We start from the raw sequence: 1,468 nt of genomic DNA on the forward strand, positions 1-1,468 counted from the left end.
GACTGGTCTTGCACGAGAGTCCAAGTCTGTCGCACACGCGTCGTCACGAAAAACCATACGCAGATCCTCGCATCACTGCACTGCGTAGTCATCAAGGGCCCGAAAGATGACACAGTGATCGCGCAATTCCCCTTGGGCGGCACGGTGTCTTCGCTGGCGGTGCAATTGCTGCTGAATCAATGGGAACACATCCGCCGCTTCATGCAGCATGAGGGTCCGCTGCTCAACGAGGGCGAGCAGGTCTACGTTCCCCACGGGAGTTCCCTGTTGCGCGCATTGTGCTGGAGCCAGCCGCTGATCGGTCCGGGGCGATATCCGTTCACCTTCCTCATGTTGCTGGCGCAGCTGTTCGCGCTTTGCTTCTTGTGGTTCACGATTCCTTATGGCTTGCTGGGCTGGGTCTGCTATCACCTCAAGAGCAAGCCGAAATGGCCAGCAGAAATCCTGTCCAGCGTTGGACGTCACTAGCCGTGGATTTGTCTTTCTCGTAACATTTTTCGCGGTGATTTTGCGCTATCCTCCCCCACATCTGTTTTTCGACATCGTTGCAAGGTCTTACTGAGCGCAGGAGCGTAAATGACGGCAGCAGCCCATCTCGACATCGACCCGCGTGGCCTGGCCACGATCACCCTCAATCGCCCCGACATCCACAACGCCTTCGACGACCAGTTGATCGCCCACCTGATCGACCTGATCACCCAGGCCGGCGACGATGCCCGTACGTGCGTGCTGCTGCTGGCCTCGACCGGCAAGTCCTTCTCCGCCGGTGCCGACCTGGCCTGGATGCGCCGTATGGCCGATGCCTCGCGTGAAGACAACCTGCGCGACGCCCGCAAGCTGGCGCTGCTGATGCATACGCTCAACAGCTTCCCGGCCCCCACGCTGGCCAAGGTGCAGGGCGCAGTGATGGGCGGTGGGGTAGGCCTGGTGTCCTGCTGCGATATCGTGGTGGCGTCCGAAGCGGCCTTCTTCGCGCTCTCCGAGGTCAAGCTGGGCCTGGCGCCGGCAGCCATCAGCCCGTATGTGATCGCCAAGATGGGCGTGTCGCAGGCGCGCCGCTACTTTGTCTCGGCCGAACGTTTCCCGGCCGCGCGCGCGGCTGCCATGGGGCTGGTGCATGAAGTGGTGCCGCCTGGCGAGCTCGATGCCAAGACGGCGCAGTTGATCGATACCTTACTGGCCAATGGTCCGCAGGCCATGCGCGCGGCCAAGCAACTGGTGCAGGTGGCCAATCCCTTGCAGGTCACGCCTGAATTGTCCGAATACACGGCCGGCGTCATCGCCGATCTGCGCGCCTCTGCCGAAGGACGTGAAGGTTTGCGCGCTTTCCTGGACAAGGATGCGCCGGCCTGGACGCATAGACAGCCCACAGCGGGGGCAGCATGAAACCCTTGCACATCGCCATTTGCCGCCGCCGGTCGGCCGGGCTTGGCAATGGCCCTCTATCTCAAGCGCGCCGGGCATCGGG

Annotated in this window: 2 protein-coding genes; both read left to right on the top strand. The window is 62.4% G+C overall.

Features of this window, described 5'->3' with window-relative positions; translation table 11 throughout:
- On the top strand, positions 1-468 hold a 468-nt coding region (locus tag I5W_RS06910), incomplete at its 5' end, for a DUF6708 domain-containing protein (RefSeq protein ID WP_044528678.1).
- 108 nt (positions 469-576) lie between these two features.
- Positions 577-1,386, top strand: a complete 810-nt coding sequence (locus tag I5W_RS06915; protein ID WP_044528677.1) for an enoyl-CoA hydratase-related protein — start codon at positions 577-579, stop codon at positions 1,384-1,386.
- Positions 1,387-1,468 lie beyond the last annotated feature (82 nt).

The organism is Herbaspirillum sp. B65 (assembly GCF_000333555.1).
GTDB classification, from domain to species: domain Bacteria; phylum Pseudomonadota; class Gammaproteobacteria; order Burkholderiales; family Burkholderiaceae_D; genus Herbaspirillum; species Herbaspirillum rubrisubalbicans.

What these genes read in the sequence shown, in the direction of transcription:
- I5W_RS06915 (WP_044528677.1), top strand. Translation starts at nt 577, where the DNA reads ATGACGGCAGCAGCCCATCTCGACATCGACCCGCGTGGCCTGGCCACG.